Here is a 23227-nt window from a genome sequence, read left to right as displayed (position 1 = left end):
CTCGGGCAAACCCCAGCCGGCTGCCGCTTGCCGAAACCCCATGCTGTCGAGCATTTGCTTGAGCAGCGCTAAGCCGCCCCAGGCCGTGACCTCACGGTTGCTGAAACTGACCGAGAATCCTTCTCCCTGAAGCACTGATTTCGCCATGACCTTTATCTATCCAGTTGATCCGCAATGGCTTTCTCTAATGGTATCCATTAGAAACCCGTGCGCCCGCAGCCGCGGCGCGATGGCCCACAGTTTGCCTCATCCTCAAGAAAAATGGCTAATGGACAATCTGGGTTCAAGATTCAAAATTCAACATTCAAAGGGTGGGGTAGCTTCAATGCCTGAGCTACCTCCGCCATCGCCTTTGAATTTTGAATCTTGAATTTTGAACTCACTCGCTGTGCCAGTAGCGCCGTGCCGTGATGCGCCATCCCGGCGGGCTGTGCAGCGGCTCTCCGGGCAGCAGATCCACGCGGATGGCGCCCTCCTCCGCCGTGCCGCGCAAGGGAATGCCGCGAATGTCCAGCCGCTCGCGCACCGATGCATCGGGATGGCCGAAACGGTTGTTGAATCCCGCCCCCACCAGCGCCAGAGTGGGTGACACCCGGTCCAGGAAGGTGTCGCTGGCCGCGTCCCGAGCGCCGTGATGGGGTAGTACCAGTACATCACTACGCAAGCCCTCTGCCGCGAAATCCAGCAGCACCACCTCGCCGAGACCGTCCACGTCACCGGGCAGCAGCACCCTGCCACCCGGCCCCTCCACCTGCAACACGCAGGAGGAGATGTTGTCGTCACCCCAGTAGGGCGGCGGATGCAGGATGCGGAAATCCACACCGTCCCAGCGCCAGGCCATGCCCCGCTCGCAAGGGATTGCCGGGACGCGGGTCTGGCGCAGGCCCCAGGTACCCTGGACCTTCTTGACCGGGATCAGGTCGATGACGCTCTGAGCCCCGCCCGCGTGGTCGTTGTCGCCGTGGCTGATGAGCAGCCGGTCCACCCGCGCCACGCCCTGGTGACGCAGAAACGGCACCACCACCGACTGTCCCGTGTCGAAGCCCGAGGGGAAACCGGGCCCGGTGTCATAGACCAGGGTGTGATGGCGAGTCTGGACCACCGCGGCAAGCCCCTGCCCCACGTCCAGCAGGGTCAGGCGCAACCCGCCCTCGGGCAGTTCCGGCGACGGCGGCCAGAGCAGCGGCAGACACAGCACCGGCGCCAGCATCCGGCCCGGCAACCCCCGTGGCAGCAGCCACAGGGCAATCCCCAGTGCCGCCAGGGCCAGGGCCCAGGCAGGACGCGAGGCATACCAGCGGGCAAAGGGCAGGCTGGCAAGAAACTCGAGCCAGATCCAGATGAGACCCATCAGCCCATCCGCCAGCCAGGCAACGGGCAGGCCCGCGAGCGGATGCAGGAGCGTGAGCGCCGCCGAGAACAGGGTCAGAGGCACCACCAGCAGCCCCACCCAGGGCACCGCCAGCAGATTGGCCAGGGGCGCCACCACCGAGGTCTGGCTGAAGAACACGAGCAGCAGGGGCGTCAGCCCCAGGGCGACCAGCACCTGGATGCGGGCGGCGGCCCGCCAGCCCATGGGCGGGCGCAGGCGCCCCGTCAGGGAGAGCAGGATCACCGCCACAGCGCCGAAGGAGAGCCAGAACCCGGCCCCCAGCACTGCACCGGGGTCCCACAGCAGCACCGCGATGAGTGCCAGGGACAACACGCGCCATGGCTGTCCGGTGCGCCCGAGCCACACGGCGAGCATGACCACGCAGAGCATCACCAGGGCCCGCTGGGTAGGTACGGCGAAACCCGCGAGCATGGCATAGAAGGCCCCGGTGAGGACCGCCGCCAGGGCGCCCGCCCGCTGGGCCGGGAGACGCAGAGCGAGGACCGGCTGGCGACGCCACAGCAGATTGACCAGGCCGTAACCCAGGCCCGCCATCAGGCCGATGTGCAGGCCCGAGATGGCCATCAGGTGGTTGGTGCCCGTGGCCAGGAACACCGACCAGTGCTCGTCGGGAATCCGGGCGCGATGGCCCACCGCGAGGGCCATGAGCACACCTGCGAAGCGGGCCTCCCCCGGCGTTCGGTCCAGCCCTTCGATGATGCGCTGGCGCAGGCGGTCCACGCCGCCGGACAGACCACGGGCCGCTTCCAGTCGCTGGTTGTCCGGGTCCGCGCGCACCGTGGCCACCGCCCAGACCCCTTGCTGGCGCAGCCAGCCCTCGTAGTCGAATCCCCCGGGGTTCATGAAGCCGCGGGGCGCACGCAGGCGCAGGTGCAGCCGCCAGGTTTCACCCGGCCTCAGATCCGGAACCCTTCCATACCAGGAGACCCGCAGGCGAAGTGTTTGCGTCCCGTCGGGAGCCGGAATTTCGAACAGGAAGCGCGTGGAATGGTCATAGACCACGGGGAGGGAGACGATGCGGCCCTCGAAGATCCCGTCGTGACGCAGATCCGCGGACGGCGGATCCGGGCGACGGCCCGCGTCGAACAACGCCCAGGCAAAGCCGGCAGGCACGGCAACCAGCAGCCACAGCAGTGCCCGAACGATGACACGGTGACTCCGGGCGCCCGGACTGTACAATAGCGCCCCGCCGAGCAGCACGGCGGGTACGGCTGATAACATCCAAACGGAGGATGGAAGATGGGCCTGGAGTTGCAGCAACCAGACGCCGAGCAGGAAGCCCAGGGCCAGTATCGGCATGATCCCCTCCTTGGGATGTCACGAATCCGGTCTACCATGACCTGTACGATGGATTGAAACTCAAACCTCCGACCGCCGTCCATGGCCAAGAAGATCATCAAGCGACTGTTCCCCGCCTACCATCGTGTGAGAGATCACCAGTCGCTGCGCTTCCTGGGCACCCTGCTGCACGACCCCAACCTCTGGCACATGAACCGGCGTTCCGTGGCCGGTGCCTTCGCGGTGGGCCTGTTCATCGCCCTGCTGCCCCTGCCCTTCCAGATGATCATCTCGGCCCTGATCGCCATCATGTTGCGGGTGAACCTGCCCATCTCGGTCTTGCTGGTGTGGATCACCAATCCGCTCACCATGGGCCCCATCTACTACACCGCCTACACCATCGGCCGCAAGGTGCTGGACCTGCCCCGGGTGGGCTTTTCCTTTGAACTGAGCCTGCAATGGTTCACCCAGGAGCTGCTGATCATCTGGAAGCCCCTGCTGGTGGGCAGCCTGATCATGGCCACCGTGGCGGCGATCGCCGGTTACGTAGCCGTCCGGGTGTTGTGGCGCCTGCACATCCTGAGCCGGATCAACTGGCGTCGGCGCGGCAAGAAGGCAGAGGGGTAAGGGGTAAGGGGTAAGGGGTAAGGGGTAAGGGGTAAGGGGTAAGGGGTAAGGGGTAAGGGGTAAGGGGTAAGGGGTAAGGGGTAAGGGGTAAGGAGTGAGGAGTGAGGAGTGAGGAGTGAGGAGTGAGGAGTGAGGGGTGAGGGGTGAGGGGTAAGTGCTTTACGCCTCACCCCTCACCCTTCACCCCTCACGCCGATCTACCCTCACCCCAATCTACCGTCCACCAGGGTCAGCACCCGGTCCATCTTCTCCGCCAGGCGCATGTCGTGGGTGACGATCACCAGGGCGGTGCCGGAGGAACGGTTGAGGCGCATCATCAGCTGGTAGATGTCCTCGGCGCGCTTGCTGTCCAGGTTGCCGGTGGGCTCGTCGGCCAGCACCGCCTGGGGCTCGGTGATCAGGGCGCGGGCAATGGCCGCCCTTTGGCGCTCGCCGCCGGAGAGTTCGCCGGGCTTGTGCTCCAGGCGATTGGTCATGCCCACCCGCTCCAGCAGGTGCCGGGCCCGGTCGGCGGCGGCGGTGGGATGCATGCCTCGGATGAGCATGGGCATGGCCACGTTCTCCAGCGCCGTGAACTCGGGCAACAGGTGATGGAACTGGTAGATGAAGCCCAGGTGCTGGTTGCGCAACCGTCCCCGGGCGGCATCACCCAGGCGGCTCATGTCCACGCCGCACACCTTCACGGTGCCCGCCGTGGGCCTGTCAAGACCGCCCAGCAGGTGCAGCAGGGTGCTCTTGCCGCTGCCCGAGGCACCCACAATGGCCACCCGCTCGCCGGGCTGTACGGTCAGATTCACGTGCTCTAGCACACGGGCCTTGAGGCCGCCCTCGTCGAAGATGCGGCTCAGTCCCGTGGCCTCGATCACCGGGCCGTTATGGAAATCGGTATCCACCATGTCACTCGTACCGCAGGGCCTCGGCGGGCTGGGTCCGGGAGGCCCGCCAGGCCGGGTAAAGGGTGGCCAGCACCGTGAGCAGGAAGGCCAGCACGCCGACCCGCATGACGTCGAAGCCCTTCAAATCCGAGGGCAGGTCGCTGATGTAATAGACGTCGGCGGGCAGGAACTGCATGCCCAGCATCTGCTCGATGGCGGGCACGATGGTCTCCACGTTGAGCGCGAGCGTCACGCCGCCCGCTATGCCGAAGGCGGTGCCCACCAGGCCGATCAGGGTGCCCTGCACCATGAACACCCCCATCACCGAGGCGGGCGACAGGCCCAGGGTGCGCAGGATGGCGATGTCCGCCTGCTTGTCGGTGACCACCATCACCAGGGTGGAGACGATGTTAAAGGCAGCCACGGCGACGATCAGCGACAGGATGATGAACATCACCGTCTTCTCGGTGCGCACGGCGCGGAAGAAGTTGGCGTGCTGGCGGGTCCAGTCGCTGACCCAGTAGCGCCCGCCCAGACGATCGGCCAGGTCCCGGGCGATGAAGGGGGCGCGCATCATGTCGTCCATCTTCAGGCGCAGACCGGTGACGTTGTCCTCGTACTGGAACACCCGGCGCGCGTCGTCCAGGTGCATGAAGGCGGTACTACGGTCATATTCATACATGCCCACCTCGAACACGCCCACCACCAGGAGGCGCCGCAACCGGGGCATCACACCGGCGGGGGTGACCGTGGCCTGGGGGGTCACCAGGGTCACCCGGTCGCCCACCCCGGCGCCCAGGCTCGCCGCCAGTTCCTTGCCCAGCACCACGCCGTACTCGCCGCCGCGAAGCGCCTCCATGCTGCCGAACTTGATGTGCTCGGCCACACGGGACACGTGCTTCTCCCGCTCCGGCAGGATGCCGCGGATCAGGGCGCCGCTCACCTGACCCTGGCCCTGGAGCATGCCCTCGGCCTGGATGAAGGGGGCCGCGCCCAGTACCCGGGGTTCGCCCTCGATGCGTGCCGCCAGGGTCTGCCAGTCCGCCAGGCGCCCGGAGAAATCGCTGATGGTGGCATGGGAGACCATGCCGAGGATGCGCTCGCGCAGCTCCTTCTCGAAGCCGTTCATCACCGACAGCACGGTAATCAGCGCCGTCACCCCCAGGGCAATCCCCGCCATGGAGATCAGGGAGATGAAGGAGATGAAGTGGTTGCGGCGCTTGGCGCGGGTGTAACGCAGGCCGATGTAGAGTTCGAGGGGACGAAACATGCGCGGATTAAATCACAGCCGGGCGGGCCGATACAGCGGCGACACGGGGAATTGGGCATGGATTCATGGCTTTTTATCCGGCGCGGCTCAGATCCACGTCGAGCACACGCTCGAGCAGCACACCGCCGGGCCAGACACGGGCGCCACAGGCCAGCACCCGCACACCGGCCTGCGCCGCCTCGCGCAGGCGCTGTCCGTACAGGGGATCGATGGCATCGGCGGGCCGCACCGTATGCACGTCGCCCCGCTGCACGCAGAACACCAGCGCCGCCTGGTGGCCTTTACGGACCATAAGCATGAGTTCCTCCAGATGCTTGCTGCCCCGGGCAGAGACCGCATCGGGGAAGATGGCCACGCCCTCACTGACCGCGGCGGTCACGTTCTTGACCTCCACATAGCAGCGGTGATCCCCGTCCTCGAGCAGCAGGTCGATGCGGCTGCCCTGATCCCCGTAACGCACCTCCCGGCGCAGACCGGGCCAACCGGCCAGCTCAGCGATCAGGCCTCTGCCGATGGCCTCCTCGACCAGCCGGTTGGAAAGGCCCGTGTTGATGCCCACCAGGGCATCCCCTGACTCCACCAGTTGCCAGGTGTGGGCGTACTTGCGCCTGGGATCCGGGGAATGGCTCAGCCACACCCGGGACCCGGGTTCCATGCAACCCATCATGGAGCCGGTATTGGGGCAGTGGGCGGTGAACTCACGGCCGTCCGGGGTGCGCACGTCGGCCAGAAAACGCTTGTAGCGGCGCAGCAGCGTCGCCTCGATGAGTGGAGGGTCGAACTCCATGGCGGGTTTCCGTCGCTGATGTGGTGCGGTTCGACACCGTGACGGGTGTCAAGGAACCGGCGGTGAAAAATGTTGTCGGCTCAACAACCTGGGATGGTTTCCTGAAGCAGGGTCCAATGCTATAGTCAGTGCATCGACCTTACCCAGCATGCGGGAGTGCATCATGTTCATTGTACGCGGATTCCTGTTCGGCCTGTCGGCCCTCGTGCTTGCCAGCTTGCCCGCAACGGCCGACGTGCTGCTGATCGACGGCAAGCCGGTGGTGGTGGAGATGGACGAACAGCCCACCCGCGGCATGCATGAACGCACCGTGCTGGCCCGCTTCGGCGAACCCGAGACCCGCCATCCCGCCGTGGGCGAGCCCCCCATCAGCCGCTGGGACTACAACGGTTATTCCGTGTTCTTCGAAGGTCCCTTCGTTCTGCACACCGTGGTGCGCGGCGAACGCCCCGACGCCCGCTGAGTCTTCTCCATGTCCCGAGTCCTGCCCGCCGAGTGGGCGCCCCAGAGCGGCGTCCATCTCACCTGGCCCCATGGCCGTAGCGACTGGTCCACCCTGCTTGATGATGCCGATGCGGTGTTCGCCAACATCGGCGCCGCCGTCACCCGTTTCGAGCGCCTGCTGGTGGTTTGCCAGGACGAGGCCCACCGCAAGCACGTCCTGCAACGGCTCGAGGCCGCCGGCGCCGACATGGGGCGGGTGATCACCGCACTCGCCCCGGCCAACGACACCTGGGCCCGCGACCATGGCCCCATCACGGTGCTGGAGGATGGCCGTCTCAAGCTGCTGGACTTCACCTTCAACGGCTGGGGCGGCAAGTATCCCGCCGACGAGGACAACCGGATCACCGTGCGTCTCAAGGCGCAGGGCATCTTCGGCGACCTCCCCGTGGAGACCGTGGACCTGGTGCTGGAAGGCGGCTCCATCGAATCCGACGGCCAGGGCACCCTGCTGACCACCGCCGGCTGCCTGCTCACCCCCACCCGCAACCCGAAACTGGATCGCGCCGGCATCGAGCAGGTGCTGAAGCAGTCCCTGGGCGTGCAACGGGTACTGTGGCTGGAACACGGCTTTCTTGCGGGAGACGATACCGACGGCCACGTGGATACCCTGGCGCGCCTGTGCACCCCCGACACCATTGCCTATGTCACCTGCGAGGACCGGGACGATCCCCACCATGGACCGCTCAAGGCCATGGAGGCGGAACTTAAGGCCCTGCGTACCGCTGACGGCGAACCCTACCGCCTGGTGCCCCTGCCCCTGCCCGCCCCCATCCGGGACGAGGACGGCCGGCGCCTGCCCGCCACCCACGCCAATTTCCTCATCATCAACGGCGCGGTGCTGGTGCCCACCTACGACGACCCCACGGACACCGTCGCCCTTGAACGCCTGGGCGAGGTGTTCCCGGACCGGGAGATCATCGGCATCGACTGCCGCACCCTGATCCGCCAGTACGGCAGCCTGCACTGCGTCACCATGCAGCTGCCGGAGGGCGTGCTGGCCTAGTGCGGATAACCTCGACGCAGAGGCGCAAAGACGCGGAGGTCCGCAAAGTTTTTTGATCAATACTTCATCGATCTTTGCGAAACTTTGCGTCTTTGCGCCTTTGCGTCGAAAATTTCTTTTCCCAAGCCACACCCTGGAAACGAGCCCCATGAAGATCGCACTCGTGCAGCAGGCCAACACCGCCGACCGTGAGGCCAATCTGGCCAGGAGCCTCAAGGCCATCGGCGAGGCGGCCACCGCCGGCGCCAGGCTGGTGGTGCTGCAGGAACTGCACACCGGCCTGTACTTCTGCCAGACCGAGGACACGGAGGTGTTCGACCAGGCCGAGCCCATCCCCGGCCCCAGCACCCAGGCCCTCTCGGAGGCCGCGGCGAAGCACGGCGTGGTGATCGTGGGCTCCCTGTTCGAGCGTCGTGCCGCAGGGCTCTATCACAACACCGCCGTGGTGCTGGATACGGACGGGCGGCTCGCCGGCACCTACCGCAAGATGCACATCCCCGACGATCCCGGCTATTACGAGAAGTTCTACTTCACCCCCGGCGACCTGGGCTTCGAGCCCGTGGACACCAGCGTGGGTCGGCTGGGCGTGCTGGTGTGCTGGGACCAGTGGTTCCCAGAAGCGGCGCGGCTCATGGCTCTGGCCGGCGCGGAACTGCTGATCTACCCCACCGCCATCGGCTGGAACCCCCAAGACCCCGAGGACGAACAGGCCCGCCAACGGGAGGCCTGGATCACCATCCAGCGGGCCCATGCCGTGGCCAACGGCCTGCCGGTGGTGAGCGTCAACCGCACCGGTTTCGAGGCGGACCCCAGCGGCGTGACCGCCGGCAGCCGGTTCTGGGGATCGAGCTTCGTGTGTGGCCCCCAGGGAGAGTTCCTGGCCCAGGCCCCCACGGACCAGGAGACCGTGCTGGTGACCGAGGTGGACATGGCCCGCGCCGAGCAGGTGCGCCGCATCTGGCCCTACCTGCGTGACCGGCGCATCGACGCCTACCAGGATCTGCTCAGGCGTTACCGGGATTGATCGGGATTCAAAGCCTTTGAACGCAAAGGGCGCGAAGGTTTCGCCAAGGACGCAAAGAAAACCTGGTTGAAGTAAAACCCTTCTGGCCCTTCATGCTGACCTTGGCCACCATTACGGCTCGCTTTCACAGCATCGGACAACCGACCCATGACAGCAGCACAAAAGCCCCACTGGACAAGGCACTTCCCGACCCTCGATCAGGTGGATGACCCCACGGGTCTCGGCGTGCTGGCCGATGCGCGGGAGATCCAGGCGCCGGAAGGCGCCGTGGTGTTCCGGCCCGGCAGCGTCTGCGAACAATACCTGCTGGTCACCGAGGGTTCGGTGCGGGTGCAGCAGACCTCCAGCAGCGGGCGGGAGATCGTGCTTTACCGGGTGCAGACCGGTGAGTCCTGCGTGCTCACCACCTCCTGCCTGCTGGGCGGCAACCGCTACGGCGCCGAAGGCATCTGCGAGACCCAAGTCAATGGCATCGCCATCCCCGCGCCCCGGTTCATGGAAGGCATCGAGTCTTCCCCCGGCTTTCGCCGCTTCGTGTTCCAGGGTTATGGCCAGCGCATCGCGGAACTGATGACCCTGATCGACGAGGTGGCCTTCGGCCGCCTCAACGTGCGGTTGGCCCAGCGCCTGCTGGAACTGGCCCATGGCCAGGACGCCCTGCACTGCACCCACCAGGACCTGGCCGTGGAACTGGGCAGCGCCCGGGAGGTGGTCAGCCGCGCCCTCAAGGACTTCGAGCGCCAGGGCTGGGTGCACCTCTCCCGGGGCCAGATCGACCTGCTCGACCGCCCTGCCCTGGAGCGGCTCGCCAAGGGTTGATCACCGTCAGATGTCGTAGGAGGCCCGACCCCGGGCCGAACAGCCCAAGCCTCGGCATTCGGCCCGGGGTCGGGCCTCCTGCGCGTTCACCCTGCGAAGCAGTGACAAGATCACTGAACCCCGCCCCATCCTGGACTATGCTCCCTGTCATTCCCAACCGGAGGACAGACATCATGAGCCTGGAAACACTGAAGAACATGGGTTCCGCCGACCGCATCATCCGCGCCGTGGTGGGCCTCGTGCTGATCGCCCTGGTGTTCGTCGGACCCCAGACCCCCTGGGGCTGGATCGGCATCATCCCCCTGGTGACCGCCGTCATCGGCTGGTGCCCGGCTTACAACATCATCGGATTCAAGACCTGCAAGTCTTGAAGGCAGAGGCCAGTGGCAAGGAAACCCGCATCACCATCATCACCGATGTGTGACCCGGCACGGTTTTCCTTGCCACTAGCCACTTGAGACTTGCCACTGTTACTGCACCGGCCCCGCCGGTGCAGTAAAATGGGCGGCCATTTTGCCCGCATCCGACCGCCCCTGATGTCCGTCCTGTACAGCCCGCTTACCCCGCCCGCCCTGCCCGACAAGCCCGGCCAGCATCGCTGGGGCCGCCTCTATGGCGCCGCCCGGGGCCTTGCCATGGCCCGCGCCCTGGCGGGACACAAGGGGCTGGGTGTGGTGATCACCCCGGATACCCGGGAGGCCGAGACCCTGGCCCGGGAACTGGAATTCTTCCTGGGCGACGACACCCTGCCGGTGCTCACCCTGCCGGACTGGGAGACCCTGCCCTACGACCTGTTCTCCCCCCACGAGGACATCATCTCCCAGCGCCTGGAGACCCTCTACCGCCTGCCGGACCTGAGCCGGGGCATCCTGGTGGTGCCGGTCAATACCCTGATGCAGCGCATCGCGCCCCGGGCCTGGCTCCAGGGACGTGTGCTGATGCTCGCCAACGGCGACCGGCTGGATCGGGACGCCCTGCGCCGCAACCTGGAGCAGGCGGGCTACCACTGCGTCAGCCAGGTGATGGAGCACGGCGAGTTCGCCGTGCGCGGTTCGCTCATCGACCTGTTCCCCATGGGCAGCCAGGTGCCCTACCGAGTGGACCTGCTGGATGACGAGATCGAGTCCATCCGCAGCTTCGACCCCGAATCCCAGCGCAGCCTCGATACCGTGGACACAGTGCGCCTGCTGCCGGCCCATGAGTTCCCCATGGATGAGGAGGCCATCAAGGGCTTCCGCCAGCGCTACCGCACCCGCTTCGAGGGTGACCCCCAGGCCAGTGTCATCTACCGGGACGTGAGCCAGGGGACGGCCCCGGCGGGCATCGAGTACTACCTGCCCCTGTTCTTCGAGCAGCTGGACACCCTGTTCGACTACCTGCCCGGCAACGTTCGCCTGATCCAGGTGGGTGGCATCGAGGACACCGCCGCGGAGTTTCTCACCCAGGCGGCGGACCGCCATGAGCAGCGCCGCCACGACCGTGAGCGCCCCATCCTCTCGCCCGAGGAGATCTTTCTCACCGCCGAGGAACTCAAGGCCCAGCTCACCGGGCGCCCGGGCATCCGGGTGGAACGCCCCGAGCAGCTGGAGACCACCGCCGGTGCGGTCAACTTCGACGTGAGCGCCCTCCCGGACCTGCGCCTGCACATCCGCCAGTCCGATCCGGCTGCCTCGCTCAAGACCTTCCTGGACGGCTTCGACGGCCGCGTGCTCATCGCCGCCGAGTCCGCCGGACGCCGGGAATTCCTCATCGACAGCCTGCGCCCCTTCGGACTGACACCCACCCCGGTAGAGGACTGGCAGGCTTTTGTGAACGGCGACGTACGCCTGGCCATCACCGTCGCGCCCGTCGAGGACGGCATGCGCATGGCCTGCTGCGGACTGGCGGTCATCACCGAACCCGCCCTGTTCGGCGAGCGGGCCCGCCAGGAGCGCCGGCGCAAGCGTCCCACCCGGGACGCGGACGCGGTCATCAGCAACCTCACCGACCTGCATCCGGGCGCCCCGGTGGTCCACGAGGAACACGGCGTGGGCCGCTACCTGGGTCTGCAGAAACTGGCCGTGGGCGGCCAGGAAGCGGAGTTCCTGGCCCTGGAGTACGCCGGCGGCGACAAGCTCTACGTGCCGGTGTCCTCCCTGCACCTGGTCAGCCGCTATACCGGCGCCGACACCGAACACGCCCCCCTGCACAAGCTGGGCGGCGAGCAATGGGCGAAGATCCGCCGCAAGGCCGCGGAAAAGGCCCGGGACGTGGCCGCCGAGCTCCTGGAGATCTACGCCAGGCGTGCTGCCCGCCAGGGCCAGTCCTTCGACGTGCAGGCCACCGGCTACGCGGCCTTTGCAGACAGCTTCCCATTTGAGGAGACCCCGGACCAGGCACGAGCCATCGAGGCGGTGCTGGAGGACATGGCCTCCCCCCGGCCCATGGACCGGGTGGTGTGCGGCGACGTGGGTTTCGGCAAGACCGAGGTGGCCATGCGCGCCGCCTTCGTGGCCGCCAGTAGCGGCCAGCAGGTGGCGGTGCTGGTGCCCACCACCCTGCTGGCCCAGCAGCATTACCAGAACTTCAGCGACCGCTTCGCCGACTGGCCCATCCGCATCGAATCCCTGTCACGTTTTCGCAGCGCCAGGGAGCAGAAGACCGTGCTGGAGGGCCTGGCTGACGGGCGCGTGGACATCGTCATCGGCACCCACAAGCTCATCCAGGGGGACGTGAAGTTCAAGCGTCTGGGCCTGGTCATCATCGACGAGGAACACCGCTTCGGCGTGCGCCACAAGGAACGACTCAAGGCCCTGCGCGCCGAGGTGGACATGCTCACACTGACCGCCACGCCCATCCCGCGCACGCTCAACATGGCGCTCTCGGGCCTGCGGGATCTGTCCATCATCGCCACGCCGCCCATGGAGCGTCACGCCATCAAGACCTTCATCAGCCAGTGGAACGACGCGCTGATCCAGGAGGCCATCACCCGTGAGATCCGCCGCGGCGGACAGGTCTACTTCCTGCACAACGCGGTGGAGACCATCGAGAAAAAGGCCCGGGAGATCGCCGAACTGGTGCCCGGCGCCGACATCGGCATCGCCCACGGGCAGATGCGCGAGAGCGAGCTTGAGAAGGTGATGCTGGACTTTTACCACCGGCGCCACAACGTGCTGGTGTGCACCACCATCGTGGAAAGCGGCATCGACGTGCCCACCGCCAACACCATCATCATCGACCGCGCCGACAAGCTGGGCCTGTCCCAGCTGCACCAGCTGCGCGGCCGGGTGGGCCGTTCCCACCACCGGGCCTACGCCTACCTGATCACGCCACACCCCTCGGCCATGACCCCGGACGCGGTCAAGCGCCTGGAGGCCATCGAGTCCCTGGAAGACCTGGGCGTGGGCTTCACCCTGGCCTCCCACGACCTGGAGATCCGCGGCGCCGGCGAACTCCTGGGCGAGGGCCAGAGCGGCCAGATCCAGGAGATCGGCTTCACCCTCTACAACGAGCTCCTGGAGCGTGCGGTGAAGGCCATGAAGAAGGGCGAGATGCCGGACCTGGACCGTCCCATGGCCGAGGTCACCGAGGTGGATCTCGGCGTGCCCGCGCTGCTGCCCGACGACTACGTCCCCGACGTGCACACGCGCCTGATCCTCTACAAGCGCATCGCCAGCTGCCAGTCCGAGGAGGCCCTGCGGGAACTGCAGGTGGAGATGATCGACCGCTTCGGGCTGCTGCCCGCCCAGGCCAAGAACCTGATGGCGGTGACCGAATTGCGCCTGCGCCTGGAACCGCTGGGCGTGCGCAAGCTGGAGGTGGGTCCCCAGGGCGGTCGCTTCAGCTTCCAGGCCACCCCCAATCTGGATCCCGCGCGGCTCATCCAGCTGATCCAGTCGGACCCGAAGAAGTACAAGATGGACCCGGAGCAGCGACTGCGCTTCTTCGAGCCCATGGAGGACCTGGAGCAGCGCATCCAGGCGGTCAAGCGTATCCTGAACACTCTAGCCATCAAGCGGGAGGCCGCCTGAGGCGCCTCCGCACCGACACGGACATGCCCATGCTGCACAGACTGACCCGAAACCTGAGCCGACACAGCCTGCTCGCCGCCCTGTGTCTCGCCGTCGTGCTGCCCGCCCCTGCGCCGGCCCAGGAGCCGCGCATGTTCCGGGTGGAGATGGTGCTGGTGCGCCACACCGACCGGCAGGCACTGCACAGCGAGGTCTGGCAGAGCGCCTCCGTACCTCGCCTCGAAGAGGCGCTGGTGCTCGGGGAGGCCCCTCCGGAAAGCCGCTTCAGGGACGCCTCGGGCACGCCCTTCGGACTGCGCGACGTGGTCACCCGGCTGGAGCAGGCCCCCATCTACGAGGTGATCGCCAGCTTCGCCTGGGAACAGCCCGGGCTTGCCCCCGAGGCCGCCATCCCGGTGCGCATCCAGGCCGGCCCCCTGCTCGGCCGCAAGGTGCCCGAGGAGACGCCGGAATTCACCCCGTGGCAGATCGCCCCGGTGATGTCGCCCATGATGGACCGCCCCCCCGTGGAGCCCGAGGCACCGAACCCGCTCTACGAGGTGGACGGCACAGTGACCCTGAGCCTCGCCCGTTTCCTGCACCTGCAGACCGACCTGCTCTACCGTCGCGCCACACAGGAGACACTGCCCGGCGACCATGTGTGGACCCTGGAGGGCGGTCAGTTCGCGGAGAGCTACATCAGCGAGCGCCGACGCATGCGCTCAAGGGAAGTGCACTACCTGGATCACCCGATGATGGGCATCATCGTGGAGATCACGCCGATAGAGAATTGAGAGCTGGGTAGTGGAATAACCAGATTTCGCCGCAGAGACGCTGAGGCGCAGAGAAAAATCCTTCATTACTCTGCGTCTCGGCGCCTCTGCGGCAAATCCGTTCTTATGCCGGATTCCTGACTCAGTCTGTGTAGGATGGGCAAAGCAACGCGTGCCCATGCTGACAGGGTGTGATGGGTGCGCTGCGCTTCACCCATCCTACGTCTCTGACCACCTTCACCTGATCACCGGTTCGCTGAGATTCACGATCGCCCGGCCCATGGCGGCGCCGAAGCTGTCCGCGAGGCGGCGGAAGATGTCTTGGCGGGGCGTGAAGTCCACGATGTTCTCCTGGCCGATCACCTCGCGGGCCACGTAACCGGGGCTGCCCAGGCCGTCGATGATGCCCAGCGCCAGGGCCTCGTCGCCGGTCCAGATCAGGCCGTTGAACAACTCCTCATCACTGCCCTTGAGCCGGTCACCGCGGCCGGTCTTCACCGCGTCCACGAACTGGGCGTGGATGTTGTCCAGCAGTCGCTGCACGTGGGCCTTTTCACGGGGATCGACGGGCAGGAAGGGGTCCAGGAGGCCCTTGTTCTCGCCGGCGGTCATGAGCCGTCGTTCGATGCCCAGCTTGTCGATGGCCTCCACCAGGCCGAAGCCATCCATGCGCACGCCGATGGAACCCACCACGCTGGAGGCATCGGCATAGATGTAATCCGCCGACACCACGGCGTAGTAACCGCCCGAGGCACCCACGTCGCTGATCACGGCATACACCGGCATGTCAGGATGCTCGGCCTTCAAACGGCGCAGTTCGTTGTTGATGTAGGCGGACTGCACCGGACTGCCGCCGGGGCTGTTCACCCGCAGCATCACCGCCACGGTGTTCTTGTCCCTGAATGCCTGGCGCAGACCCTGGGTCACCAGGTCCGCGCTGGCCTGGCTGCTCTCGCTGATGATCCCCTGAATGTCCACCAGGGCGGTGTGCGGACCGGGCTTCTTCGCCCCGGGACCCATGGGGCCGCTCATGAAGATGATCAGCAGCAGGAACAAATAGCCGAAGCCCAGCAGCTTGAAGAAGATCCCCCAGCGCCGTGCCCGGCGTTGTTCCTGGATGCCCGCCAGGGCGATCTGTTTCAGAGCATCACGTTCCCAGTTGTCTTGAGACATAGAGTCAAACCTTTTTTGAAGTGAGAAGTGGGAATGGGGAAGTGGGAAAAAGACTCTGGGCCATCGCGGAATGCCGTAAGCACCAGGCTTACTTCGCACTTCCCAATTCACCCTTCCCACTCCCAGAGAGCCACTGGGGCAAGTGCCGCAGATCATCCATCAGGGCCACCGGTGCGTGCCGGGCCAATCGCTGCCCACCATGCACCCCATAAGTCACGCCGAGACGGTCAGTACCGGCGTTGCTGGCCATGAGCATATCGTACTCGCTGTCGCCGATCATGAGCGTGTCGGCGGGCATCAGCCCAAGCTCATCCATGATCTCGTTGAGCATGGCGGGATGGGGTTTCGAAAAGGTTTCATCGGCGCAGCGGGTGGCGAGAAAATGCCGGCCGAGCCCGGTCTCTTCCAGCACCCGTTCCAGTCCCGGCCGCGACTTACCCGTGGCCACTGCCAGCCAGTAGCCCGCCGACTCCAGGTCCGCCAGCAGTTCCGCCATGCCCGGGAACAGGGCCGAAGGCGTGGCATCCCGTTCCAGGAAATGCACCCGGTAGGCGGTGCGAAATTCATGCACGAAGCCTGCATCCGAACCCGGATACAGGGTCGCGATGGCCTCCTCCAGCCCCAGACCGATGATGTCCCGCAGTGCGTGCTCGTCCCGGTCCTCGGCACCGGTATCGGCAATCGCCCCGCGCAGGCAGGACACGATCCGGGCGGCGGAATCCATCAGGGTTCCGTCCCAGTCGAACACCAGGAGTTGGTAGGGTCTGGATGACATGATGCTCATAAGGTGCGTTTGCCGCAGAGACGCGGAGCCGCAGAGAAATGAATGATGAAATGACCGCGGTTCTGTTGAATCGCAGTCGTTCCTGTATACCCACAGACTTGATTCATGGAGTTCTCAGCGTCTCCGCGTCTCTGCGGCAGAAGTTCACCCGCTTTCAGACATCCAAAGGCTCGAGCCGTTCCAGCACCGCCTCCAGATCCGCCGGCAGGGGGGCGTGGATCTTATATAGACGTTCATGGCCGGGCAGCTGGAACCTCAGGGTCTCGGCGTGCAGGAACTGGCGCTTGAGCCCCAGGCGTTTCATGCGCCGGTTGAACTCGAAATCGCCGTACTGGCTGTCGCCGGCCACGGGGAAGCCCTCGTGGGCGGCGTGCACCCGGATCTGGTGGGTGCGGCCGGTGCCGATCTCAACCCCCATGAGGGTGGCGTCGACAAAATGCCGGCGCGGGAAGAAGAAACTCTCGGCGTGCTTGCCGTCCTCGTCGACCTCCACCTTGCGCACCTGGGTGCGGGGGCCCTTGCGGGCCAGGGTCTCGGAGACCCGGCGCGGGCCGCCCTGCCAGACACCGGCCAGCAGGGTCACGTAGTGCTTGTCCACCCCGCCGGACTTGAGCGCCTCGTGGAAGGCCAGCAGGGCCTCCCTGCGCTTGGCCAGCACCAGGCAACCGCTGGTCTCCCGGTCCAGCCGGTGGGCCAGTTCCAGGAATTCGGCCTGGGGCCGCAGGCGTCGCATGGCCTCGATGAGCCCAAGTTTCACCCCGCTGCCGCCGTGCACAGCGAGCCCCGCCGGCTTGTTGAGCACCAGCAGGTCCTCGTCCTCCAGCAGCACCGCCCGGCGCAGGGTCTCAGCCAGGTCCCTGGGTAGGGGCATCTGGCTGTCATCCGGGGGGCTCGCGGCCTGGCGCACCGGCGGGATGCGCACCTGGTCCCCCTCCTGGACGCGGTAATCGGGCTTCGCCCGTCCCTTGTTGACCCGTACCTCCCCCTTCCTCAGCAGGCGATAGACATGGCTCTTGGGCACCCCCTTGAGCTGCCCCAGGAGGAAATTGTCCAGGCGCTGGCCGGCCTGACCGGATCCGACCCGGACCAGGGTGACTTTGGAGGGTGGGGAATCGGCTGATTTCATGGCGCGGGGTGGCTGAGGCGGATCGGGATAATAACCGATCCATCAAGGGTTTGAACGCATTGTTGCAGATTGGTATCATGAAGTGTCACGTGGGATAGATCGGCAGTTTTCCTCCGCGCCGGCTTATTCCTTGCGGTGTCCTTCGAAACGCCCTCCCCCCCGTGACCGACCGATTTTCCCCGGACGGCGATCTCCCGGCCCCGCGCCAGGCCTCACCGTCCGGGATCACAGCAAGAACGCATAGCAACCGAGCGCTCTCATTGATCAACCTTGCCCACCCCTCCATCACCGGTAGACCCATGGGACTGACGCTCTCATGGTGGTGCCTGTGCGCGCTGTTGTTGATGCGCGCCCGCACGCTCGACCCCGTGGAGACAGAAGCCGGAGATCCCGGCAACCCTGGCGGTGTGGCGACCCCGACCCTCCGAGAAACCCTACATGAAGCGAATCCTGATCAACGCCACGCAGCCCGAAGAGCTGCGTGTGGCCATGGTAGATGGCCAGAAACTCTACGACCTGGACATCGAAGTCCCCTCCCGGGAGCAGAAAAAGGCCAACGTCTACAAGGCCGTCGTCACGCGGGTTGAGCCCAGCCTCGAGGCCGCCTTCGTCAACTATGGCGCCGAGCGCCATGGCTTCCTCCCCCTAAAGGAAATCGCCCGCAGTTGCCTGCCCGGCGCCGGCGATGAGGACAGCCCCCAGGGATCCATCAAGGACCTGGTCAAGGAGGGCATGGAACTCATCGTCCAGGTGGAAAAGGAAGAGCGCGGCAATAAGGGCGCGGCACTGACCACCTTTATCAGCCTGGCCGGCCGGTACCTGGTACTGATGCCCAACAACCCCCGTGCCGGCGGCGTCTCCCGGCGCATCGAGGGCGAGGACCGCAGCGAGATCCGCGAGGCCCTGAGCCAGCTGGAAGTCCCCCCGGGCATGGGCCTGATCGCCCGCACCGCGGGCGTCGGCCGTGGCGTGGAAGAGCTGCAGTGGGACCTGGAATACCTCAAGACCCTGTGGGCCGCCATCACCGAGGCCGCCGAGAAGCGCAAGGGTCCGTTCCTGATCTACCAGGAAAGCAACGTCATCATCCGCGCCCTGCGCGACCACCTGCGCAATGACATCGCCGAGATCATCGTCGATGTCCCGGCGGTCTATCAGCAGGCCCAGGAATTCATGCAGCAGGTGATGCCCAACAACCTGCGCAAGCTCAAGCTCTACGAAGAGCATGTGCCCCTGTTCAACCGCTACCAGATCGAGAGCCAGATCGAGGCGGCCTTCCAGCGGGAGGTCTCCCTGCCCTCCGGCGGTGCCATCGTCATCGATCATACGGAAGCCCTGATCTCCATCGACGTGAACTCCGCCCGCGCCACCAAGGGCAGCGACATCGAGGAGACCGCGCTCAACACCAACCTGGAGGCGGCCGATGAGATCGCCCGCCAGCTGCGCCTGCGGGACCTGGGCGGCCTGATCGTCATCGACTTCATCGACATGGGTCCCGCCAAGAACCAGCGGGAGGTGGAAAACCGCCTGCGCGACGCGCTCGAAATGGACCGCGCCCGGGTGCAGGTGGGACGCATCTCCCGCTTCGGCCTGCTGGAGATGTCCCGCCAGCGCCTGCGCCCCTCCCTGGGCGAATCCAGCCAGATCGTCTGTCCCCGCTGCAGCGGCCATGGCCACATCCGCAGCGTCGAGTCCCTGGCCCTGTCGGTGCTGCGCCTGATCGAGGAAGAGGCCATGAAGGACAAGACCGGCCGCGTGCTCGCGCAGCTGCCGGTGGATGTCGCCACCTTCCTGCTCAACGAGAAGCGCGATGCGGTCAACGGCATCGAGCGCCGCCACGACGTGATGGTCACCCTGGTGCCCACCCCGGACATGGTCACGCCCCACTTCAACGTGCGCCGGATCCGCGTGGACGAGATGCCCGAGGAACTGCGCGGCAAGAGCAGCTACCAGATGCTGCCCGAGGAGGAACTGCCCGAGCCCATCACGGTGCGCCCGCTCAGCGCTCCGGTGGAACGCGCCGCGGTGCAGACCATCCGCCCCGCCACCCCGGCACCGGTGAGCCCGGAACCCGTGGAGGCCCCCGCACGGGCACAGGTGCCCGTGGCCCAGCCCGGCTTTTTCGCGCGCATCTGGAGCAGCCTGTTCGCCGGAGCCCCGCGCAGCGAGGCCGAGACGGAAACCGAAGAGAGCAAGTCCCGCACCCGGCGCAGCAGCACCGGCCGTGGCGGACGTGATACCCGGGACAGCGAGGCTGAACGCGGCGGCCGCGGTCGTCGTCGCAGCAGCACCCGGGATCGTCGCCGCGAGGATACGGGCGAAGGCCGCCCCCGCCCCAGCCAGGAAAAACCCGCGCAGGAAAGACCGGCTCTGGAAAAGCCCACTGCCGAGAAGGCACCGGCCGCCGAGAAGCCTGCCATCGAAAAACCCGCACGCGAGAAACCTGTCCGCGAGACAAGCCAGACCGCTGACAGCAGCGCAGAGCGACAGGAAACCGGCGGAGAAGGTGGTGGCCGCAGCCGCGGGCGGCGCGGCGGACGGCGCCGCCGCCGCGGCGGTGGCGAGCGCGGCGCTGACCAGCAGCGTCAGGGTGACGAGGGCGGCAACGGCGGGGAATCCCGTGGCGCCGCCCCCTCTGGCGAAGCCGGCCAGGGCGGTGAGCGCAAGCCCGCCGAGCGTCCCCGCAGCGAGTCTGACAAGCCCCAGGCGAGTGAACGCGGTGAATCCCGCGCCCCGGCCCGGGAAAGCAGGCCTGCCGCCGAGCAGCCTGCGGCCCCGTCGGGTTCGAGTAGCCAGCCCCCGTCACAACCCGTGAGCCAGCCCCAGACCCAGAGCACGGGCCAAGGCACAGGCCAGGCATCGACCCAGCCCTCCGGCGAGGCAGGCCCCAAGCCGGCACCCCGGAGCGAGGCGCCGGCCGCTGCGGCCGGCGCCGCTGCACCGTCGCCTGCACCGGTGACCAGGCCCCCGGCTGCGGCTCCAAGCGGCCAGATCGCACCCGCCCCCAGCCCGGCACCCGCTCCGGCGACACCAAAACCGGTAGCGCCCGCGGCCAGCAGCGCACCCCGCGAGGCCCCGCCCTCGGACCAGGCGCGTCCCGCTTCGGCCCAGGGCGGCGGTGGTGAATCCGGCAATCGGCCACCCGCACCAGCGGCTCAGGCACCCGCGCCTTCAGCCGCGTCCCCGGCACCGGCATCTGCACCGGTGTCTGCACCCACAAGCACCGACAAGGCAGCGTCCCGGGAATCGGGCGCGTCGGAGAAGCCAAAGGAGCAGACTCCGGGCTGATCAAGGATTCCTGATCGTCAGGTAAAAGCAAACAGGGCGGCCAAATGGCCGCCTTGGTGAAATATGCGGGCTAGAGACCGTGCTGCCGGCGCAGATGGGCCATGAGCCCCTCCACCGCATCCTCGACCATGTCGAACACCCGTTCGAACCCGGCATTGCCGCCATAGTAAGGATCCGGAACCTCCCGCTCGTCACGTGCCTCGGCGAATTCCAGCAACAGGCGCACCCGGTCCCGATACCCCTCGGGGCAGATGCGCAGCGCGTTGTGCAGGTTCTCCTCGTCCATGACCAGCACGTAGTCATAGCGCTCGAAATCATCGGCCTCCAGCAGGCGCGCCCGCTGCCGGCTCAGATCCACACCGCGGCTCATGGCGGTGCGCTGGGCGCGTTCATCGGGCGGGGATCCCACGTGATAGGCATGGGTGCCAGCCGAATCCACGCGCACCAGGTGGCCCAGACCCGCCTCATTCACCTGCCGCTCGAACACGCCGTGGGCCATGGGAGAGCGGCAGATATTGCCCATGCAGACAAACAGCACATTCACCATCGTTGATCGAATCCTGTCGGGTTTGTGAGTCGCGCGTCACCATGACACCAGGGCCCCGGCTTTGCAAGGGCATGGATCCTGACTGCCCCGCACGGCCACCGCGCAGTATACTAGTGTCCTGTCTGGTAACTATCTTGCCATTCAGAGCCCCGCAAAAGCGCCAAGGCAAGGCGCACACTGCAGGCAATGGCAAGCCCTTGGCAAGGTGTGCAACGCCGCATTGGCGCATTTGCGGGGCTCCCTCCGGGCGTGGCTGTGCGGGCATGTGGCGGTGTTACGCTTGCTTGAAATGGGTGTGGCCATTCCTGCACAAGCGTGCCTTGCCACATGCCCGCGCAGCCGCGCTAAATGGCAAGATATTTACCAGACAGGACACTAGCCTGATGCAGATCCCCCCGCCGGCCCTGAAAGTCACCCTGGCCTCACCCCGTCCCGCCGGTCTCGACTGGCAGGTGGGTCAGCTGCTGCAGGCCACCGTGGTGAAACCTGCCCCGCCCGGCGAGGGCACCCTGGTGCGGGTTGGCGGCCTGGAACTCGCCCTGAAACTCCCCCAGACACCCGCCGAGGGCAACCGCCTGACCCTGCAGGTGGTGCGCGCCGGCGCTCAGCCAGTACTGGCCCTGGTGGAGCGCGGCGGCGCAGCCTTGCCGGCTGTCGCAGCCGATGCCTCCGCCCGCCCTGCCCCAGCCCACCCTGCCCCGGGCATCGCGCTCCCCGGGGCCGCCAGCTGGCTGTCCAGCCTGTTGCCCGCTCAGGGCGGTCAGACCGCCCTGCTCTCCGCCCTCTGGGCCCTGCAGCAACAGCCCGCGCGTCTCGCGGAGTTGCCCCCCGGTGTCCGGGATGCCGTCGAGCAGCTTTTCCGGCAACTGCCCACCGCCGATCAGGCCACCCGCCCGGAGGGCCTGCGGCAGGCCGTGCAGGCCTCGGGCCTGTTCCACGAGGCCGGCCTTGCCGCCGTCGCGGCAGGCAGCGCCGCCGGCCCGGCCGCCAATCTCAAGTCTGCCCTGCTGTCCCTGGCCACCCGGCTGCGCGCGCTTCCCGGCCCGCCGTCCGCCGCCCTGCCAGGCACCCGCCCCGTGGACACACCGCCGCCCAGACCCGGCGCCTTACCCTCGCCCCAGCCCCGCATCGAGACCCCACCGGCCTTGCTGGGTCGCGAGGCGCTGCTGGAGACCCTGCGCAGCCGGGCCGAATCGGCACTGGCCCGGCTCGCACTGCACCAGTGGAGCAGCGCGGAGAGTTCGGAGTCGGGGCTTCCCCGCTGGCTGATGGAACTGCCCCTGCGAAGCGGCAACGGCATCGACCTGGTGCACCTGCTGCTGGAACGAGAACCGGATCAGCCGGAAGCTGAAGAACAGGCCAGCTGGCGGGCAGAGTTCGCCCTGGACCTGCCGGAACTGGGGCCTGTGCGGGTACGCATCTCTGTTACCGGCGATCAGGTACGCACCCGTTTCTGGGCGGAGAACGAGGAGACCGTGGGACGCATCCGCGCCGAGCTGCCGCGCCTGATGAAGTCCCTGGAGAACCGGCGTCTCGAGGTGAAGGACCTGGGCTGCCATGCCGGCGCCCCCCCTGCCCCGACCGAGGCCAGGCCCCAGCGCCCCCTGCTGGACGATCACGCATGAGCGAACGCCGCAAACCACCCCGCAAGGCCGTGGCCCTGCACTACAGCGGCCGCAACGCCCCTCGTATCACCGCCAGCGGCGTCGGCCAGGTGGCCGAACGCATTCTCGAGATCGCCCGCGAACACGATGTGCCCGTGCACGAGGACGCCCTGCTCACTGCGGCGCTATCCCAGGTCCCCCTGGGCGACGAAATCCCGGAAAACCTCTACGTGGCGGTCGCCGAAGTGCTGGCGTTCGTGTATTTCCTGAGCGGGAGAACGCCGTACAGAAGTGAGAAGTGAGGAGTGGGAAGTGCTTGGTAGGATGGGCGAAGCGCAGCGCGCCCATCGAACCCCTCACAGCTTA

Annotated in this window: 19 protein-coding genes; 11 read left to right on the top strand and 8 right to left on the bottom strand. The window is 66.9% G+C overall.

Annotated elements, in window-relative coordinates:
* Positions 1 to 379: 379 nt before the first annotated feature.
* Positions 380 to 2692 (bottom strand): DNA internalization-related competence protein ComEC/Rec2, encoded by a 2313-nt coding sequence (locus D580_RS0108200; protein WP_026289822.1) that lies wholly within the window; start codon positions 2690 to 2692, stop codon positions 380 to 382.
* An 81-nt stretch (positions 2693 to 2773) separates the two neighbouring features.
* On the opposite strand from D580_RS0108200, the gene D580_RS0108195 reads away from it, so the two are divergent.
* Complete coding sequence (locus D580_RS0108195) at positions 2774 to 3298, top strand: DUF2062 domain-containing protein (RefSeq protein ID WP_018953924.1); 525 nt, start codon at positions 2774 to 2776, stop codon at positions 3296 to 3298.
* 203 nt (positions 3299 to 3501) lie between these two features.
* On the opposite strand, the gene lolD is transcribed toward D580_RS0108195, so the two are convergent.
* From lolD to sfsA, 3 genes are all read right to left on the bottom strand, one after another.
* Positions 3502 to 4194 (bottom strand): lipoprotein-releasing ABC transporter ATP-binding protein LolD, encoded by a 693-nt coding sequence (gene lolD / locus D580_RS0108190; RefSeq protein WP_018953923.1) that lies wholly within the window; start codon positions 4192 to 4194, stop codon positions 3502 to 3504.
* 1 nt (position 4195) lies between these two features.
* Positions 4196 to 5443 carry a lipoprotein-releasing ABC transporter permease subunit gene (locus D580_RS0108185; protein WP_018953922.1) on the bottom strand — a complete coding sequence of 416 codons (1248 nt, stop codon included), beginning with the start codon at positions 5441 to 5443 and terminating at the stop codon, positions 4196 to 4198.
* A 73-nt stretch (positions 5444 to 5516) separates the two neighbouring features.
* Entirely contained in the window at positions 5517 to 6230 is a 714-nt protein-coding gene (gene sfsA / locus D580_RS0108180; RefSeq protein ID WP_018953921.1) for a DNA/RNA nuclease SfsA, read from the bottom strand.
* Positions 6231 to 6393: 163 nt separating this feature from the next.
* Here sfsA and D580_RS0108175 point away from each other — a divergent pair, with 163 nt between their 5' ends.
* The 7 genes from D580_RS0108175 (at position 6394) to D580_RS0108145 (ending at position 14363) form a co-directional block, all read left to right on the top strand.
* Positions 6394 to 6693, top strand: a complete 300-nt coding sequence (locus D580_RS0108175; protein ID WP_026289821.1) for a hypothetical protein — start codon at positions 6394 to 6396, stop codon at positions 6691 to 6693.
* Between the two features lie 9 nt (positions 6694 to 6702).
* Entirely contained in the window at positions 6703 to 7737 is a 1035-nt protein-coding gene (locus tag D580_RS0108170; RefSeq protein WP_018953919.1) for an agmatine deiminase family protein, read from the top strand.
* Positions 7738 to 7885: 148 nt separating this feature from the next.
* Positions 7886 to 8761, top strand: coding sequence for a carbon-nitrogen hydrolase (locus D580_RS0108165; RefSeq protein ID WP_018953918.1), 876 nt, complete (start codon positions 7886 to 7888; stop codon positions 8759 to 8761).
* A 147-nt stretch (positions 8762 to 8908) separates the two neighbouring features.
* Positions 8909 to 9580, top strand: a complete 672-nt coding sequence (locus D580_RS0108160; RefSeq protein ID WP_026289819.1) for a Crp/Fnr family transcriptional regulator — start codon at positions 8909 to 8911, stop codon at positions 9578 to 9580.
* Between the two features lie 173 nt (positions 9581 to 9753).
* Complete coding sequence (locus tag D580_RS0108155; RefSeq protein WP_012637927.1) at positions 9754 to 9951, top strand: YgaP family membrane protein; 198 nt, start codon at positions 9754 to 9756, stop codon at positions 9949 to 9951.
* Positions 9952 to 10116: 165 nt separating this feature from the next.
* Entirely contained in the window at positions 10117 to 13590 is a 3474-nt protein-coding gene (mfd, locus tag D580_RS0108150; protein WP_038043414.1) for a transcription-repair coupling factor, read from the top strand.
* Positions 13591 to 13619: 29 nt separating this feature from the next.
* Complete coding sequence (locus D580_RS0108145; protein ID WP_155999778.1) at positions 13620 to 14363, top strand: CsiV family protein; 744 nt, start codon at positions 13620 to 13622, stop codon at positions 14361 to 14363.
* Positions 14364 to 14579: 216 nt separating this feature from the next.
* Here D580_RS0108145 and D580_RS0108140 read toward each other — a convergent pair whose 3' ends face one another.
* From D580_RS0108140 to D580_RS0108130, 3 genes are all read right to left on the bottom strand, one after another.
* Positions 14580 to 15515 carry a S49 family peptidase gene (locus D580_RS0108140; RefSeq protein WP_018953914.1) on the bottom strand — a complete coding sequence of 312 codons (936 nt, stop codon included), beginning with the start codon at positions 15513 to 15515 and terminating at the stop codon, positions 14580 to 14582.
* An 88-nt stretch (positions 15516 to 15603) separates the two neighbouring features.
* A complete protein-coding gene (locus D580_RS0108135) occupies positions 15604 to 16290 on the bottom strand; it encodes an HAD family hydrolase (RefSeq protein ID WP_038043412.1) in 687 nt (228 codons plus the stop codon).
* A 163-nt stretch (positions 16291 to 16453) separates the two neighbouring features.
* On the bottom strand, positions 16454 to 17425 hold the full coding sequence (locus tag D580_RS0108130) for an RluA family pseudouridine synthase (protein WP_018953912.1): 972 nt from the start codon (positions 17423 to 17425) through the stop codon (positions 16454 to 16456).
* Positions 17426 to 17863: 438 nt separating this feature from the next.
* Here D580_RS0108130 and D580_RS0108125 point away from each other — a divergent pair, with 438 nt between their 5' ends.
* Entirely contained in the window at positions 17864 to 20710 is a 2847-nt protein-coding gene (locus tag D580_RS0108125; RefSeq protein ID WP_018953911.1) for an Rne/Rng family ribonuclease, read from the top strand.
* A gap of 70 nt (positions 20711 to 20780) precedes the next feature.
* On the opposite strand, the gene D580_RS0108120 is transcribed toward D580_RS0108125, so the two are convergent.
* Entirely contained in the window at positions 20781 to 21257 is a 477-nt protein-coding gene (locus D580_RS0108120) for a low molecular weight protein-tyrosine-phosphatase (RefSeq protein ID WP_018953910.1), read from the bottom strand.
* 383 nt (positions 21258 to 21640) lie between these two features.
* On the opposite strand from D580_RS0108120, the gene D580_RS0108115 reads away from it, so the two are divergent.
* Both D580_RS0108115 and D580_RS0108110 read left to right on the top strand, forming a co-directional pair.
* Positions 21641 to 22882, top strand: coding sequence for a flagellar hook-length control protein FliK (locus D580_RS0108115; protein WP_018953909.1), 1242 nt, complete (start codon positions 21641 to 21643; stop codon positions 22880 to 22882).
* Positions 22810 to 23163, top strand: a complete 354-nt coding sequence (locus tag D580_RS0108110; protein WP_419581642.1) for an EscU/YscU/HrcU family type III secretion system export apparatus switch protein — start codon at positions 22810 to 22812, stop codon at positions 23161 to 23163. The genes D580_RS0108115 and D580_RS0108110 overlap by 73 nt, the downstream gene beginning before the upstream one ends.
* The last annotated feature ends 64 nt before the right edge of the window (positions 23164 to 23227 follow it).

The sequence above is a fragment of the Thioalkalivibrio sulfidiphilus genome, assembly GCF_000377945.1.
Taxonomy (GTDB): Bacteria; Pseudomonadota; Gammaproteobacteria; order Ectothiorhodospirales; family Ectothiorhodospiraceae; genus Thioalkalivibrio_A; species Thioalkalivibrio_A sulfidiphilus_A.
Note: the sequence above shows the minus strand (reverse complement) of the source record. Positions and strands in the feature narration are given on the sequence as shown.

What these genes read in the sequence shown, in the direction of transcription:
- D580_RS0108200 (WP_026289822.1), bottom strand. Translation starts at nt 2,692, where the DNA reads ATGCCGATACTGGCCCTGGGCTTCCTGCTCGGCGTCTGGTTGCTGCAA.
- D580_RS0108140 (WP_018953914.1), bottom strand. Translation starts at nt 15,515, where the DNA reads ATGTCTCAAGACAACTGGGAACGTGATGCTCTGAAACAGATCGCCCTG.
- D580_RS0108175 (WP_026289821.1), top strand. Translation starts at nt 6,394, where the DNA reads ATGTTCATTGTACGCGGATTCCTGTTCGGCCTGTCGGCCCTCGTGCTT.
- D580_RS0108115 (WP_018953909.1), top strand. Translation starts at nt 21,641, where the DNA reads ATGCAGATCCCCCCGCCGGCCCTGAAAGTCACCCTGGCCTCACCCCGT.
- D580_RS0108195 (WP_018953924.1), top strand. Translation starts at nt 2,774, where the DNA reads ATGGCCAAGAAGATCATCAAGCGACTGTTCCCCGCCTACCATCGTGTG.
- D580_RS0108170 (WP_018953919.1), top strand. Translation starts at nt 6,703, where the DNA reads ATGTCCCGAGTCCTGCCCGCCGAGTGGGCGCCCCAGAGCGGCGTCCAT.
- D580_RS0108160 (WP_026289819.1), top strand. Translation starts at nt 8,909, where the DNA reads ATGACAGCAGCACAAAAGCCCCACTGGACAAGGCACTTCCCGACCCTC.
- D580_RS0108155 (WP_012637927.1), top strand. Translation starts at nt 9,754, where the DNA reads ATGAGCCTGGAAACACTGAAGAACATGGGTTCCGCCGACCGCATCATC.
- mfd (WP_038043414.1), top strand. Translation starts at nt 10,117, where the DNA reads ATGTCCGTCCTGTACAGCCCGCTTACCCCGCCCGCCCTGCCCGACAAG.
- D580_RS0108120 (WP_018953910.1), bottom strand. Translation starts at nt 21,257, where the DNA reads ATGGTGAATGTGCTGTTTGTCTGCATGGGCAATATCTGCCGCTCTCCC.
- D580_RS0108185 (WP_018953922.1), bottom strand. Translation starts at nt 5,443, where the DNA reads ATGTTTCGTCCCCTCGAACTCTACATCGGCCTGCGTTACACCCGCGCC.
- D580_RS0108135 (WP_038043412.1), bottom strand. Translation starts at nt 16,290, where the DNA reads ATGTCATCCAGACCCTACCAACTCCTGGTGTTCGACTGGGACGGAACC.
- sfsA (WP_018953921.1), bottom strand. Translation starts at nt 6,230, where the DNA reads ATGGAGTTCGACCCTCCACTCATCGAGGCGACGCTGCTGCGCCGCTAC.
- D580_RS0108130 (WP_018953912.1), bottom strand. Translation starts at nt 17,425, where the DNA reads ATGAAATCAGCCGATTCCCCACCCTCCAAAGTCACCCTGGTCCGGGTC.
- D580_RS0108125 (WP_018953911.1), top strand. Translation starts at nt 17,864, where the DNA reads ATGAAGCGAATCCTGATCAACGCCACGCAGCCCGAAGAGCTGCGTGTG.
- D580_RS0108145 (WP_155999778.1), top strand. Translation starts at nt 13,620, where the DNA reads ATGCTGCACAGACTGACCCGAAACCTGAGCCGACACAGCCTGCTCGCC.
- lolD (WP_018953923.1), bottom strand. Translation starts at nt 4,194, where the DNA reads ATGGTGGATACCGATTTCCATAACGGCCCGGTGATCGAGGCCACGGGA.
- D580_RS0108165 (WP_018953918.1), top strand. Translation starts at nt 7,886, where the DNA reads ATGAAGATCGCACTCGTGCAGCAGGCCAACACCGCCGACCGTGAGGCC.